This window comes from Pseudoflavonifractor sp. 60 (assembly GCF_009911645.1).
Lineage (GTDB): Bacteria > Bacillota > Clostridia > Oscillospirales > Oscillospiraceae > Lawsonibacter.
Window position 1 is genome coordinate 1 of the sequence record NZ_QWKI01000346.1, and the last position, 1,449, is coordinate 1,449.

The following is a 1,449-nucleotide window of genomic DNA, read 5'->3' on the forward strand; positions in this document are numbered from 1 at the left end:
ACCGAAAACAGGTTAGCCAGCAGGGGGATGAGCTGCATCCCGATTAGGGCCACGCCGCCGCCCGCCATGAGCTGTTTCATCTCAAAGTTAATGAAACAGCCCACGGCGGGCGGCGGCATCCTCGGTCAGCATCACCCCGGTTCCTCTACTATCCGGGCCTAATGTTGCGATATTCAGTTATTTCTCCCGGATAATCCTGCGTTTATCCGCTTTATCGTTGAAATTGAAATGGATTTCCACAGTCTGGCGAACAGTCTCGCCGTCTATGTCCTCGTGAATGACGATTTTCTGAACAAGCCGGTTCAGCGTCACAGCGTCCAGCTCTTGAATGTCCGCATAGTCCTTGATGATTTCCAGCCAGCGTGTGCTGTCCTCCTGCTCCTGGGTCTGCTGGGCCAGCCGTTCCCGGTTCAGCATGACACGGTTTTTCAGCGTGGCCTGCTCCGTCTGGCTGTTCTCCAAGATGCGGTTGAAATTGTCCTCGCTGATGCGCTGGGCAATCATATCCTCGTACACCCGGCTGATGATGCGTTCCAGAGCGGTGATGCGTTCGCTGTCCTCGTCAATGCTCCGCTGGATGGCCTCACGCTCGGCCTGCTCGTCCGCCTGGCAGTTCTCCCGGAGCTGGGCCGCTGCCTCCTGTTCATCGGCAAGGGCCTTTCTCGCACAAGCCCTAATCTGTTCCAGCACGATGTTGTAGAGCGTATCATACCTGATGCGATGCTGGGTACAGTGGGCCACGCCATACTTGTTGTACCGGGAACAGGTGTAAATCCGTTCGTTGCCTTTCTGATTGGCGCGGCGGATGTTCAGGGTGCTGCCGCACTGTCCGCACTTTACCAGACCGGCGAACAGACTGAAATTCCCCCATGCGTCCGGGCGCTTCCGGCTCTTGACTTTCTCCTGCACAATGTCGTAAGTATCCCGGTCAATGATGGCCTCGTGCATCCCCTCAACGATAATCCAGTCCTCCCGCTTCTTGTTGCCCATCCAGCCGATTTTGAAACGGTAATTGACCTTTTGAGAGGCAATCGCGCCGATGTAGACCGGGTTTGCCAGAATGCCCTGGATAGCGGTGAAGTCCCAGATAAACCGGCCTCGCTCCGGGTTCTCCCGCTCAAATTTGGTTACATGGTCGCGCAATCCCTTTTGCCGGTTCCACCATGCGGGGCAGGGGATTTCCTCGTCCTCCAGCCTGCGGCGGATGCGGTTGGGGCCGCTGCCGTTCTTCGCCCACTCAAAAATCCTGCGGACGATCCATGCGGTATCCTCGTCAATGAGAAGATGGTTTTTGTCCTCCGGGTCTTTGCGGTAGCCGAAGGGGGCCAGACAGCCGGTAAACTTGCCGGACTTGGCTTTTGTCAGGTAGGACGAATGGACTTTCTTGCTCACATCCCGGCTATACATCTCGTTCAGGAGCGAGCGAAACGGGGTTATCTCATTCTCAAC

At 56.4% G+C, this 1,449-nt stretch carries 1 protein-coding gene and 1 pseudogene; both read right to left on the bottom strand.

Features of this window, described 5'->3' with window-relative positions; all coding sequences use genetic code 11:
- A pseudogene (locus D1646_RS22315) lies at positions 1 to 80 on the bottom strand (Maff2 family protein); the annotation flags it as partial.
- Between the two features lie 97 nt (positions 81 to 177).
- Positions 178 to 1,449, bottom strand: a 1,272-nt coding sequence (locus D1646_RS22320) for a recombinase family protein (RefSeq protein WP_160638517.1), incomplete at its 5' end; no start/stop codon positions are given.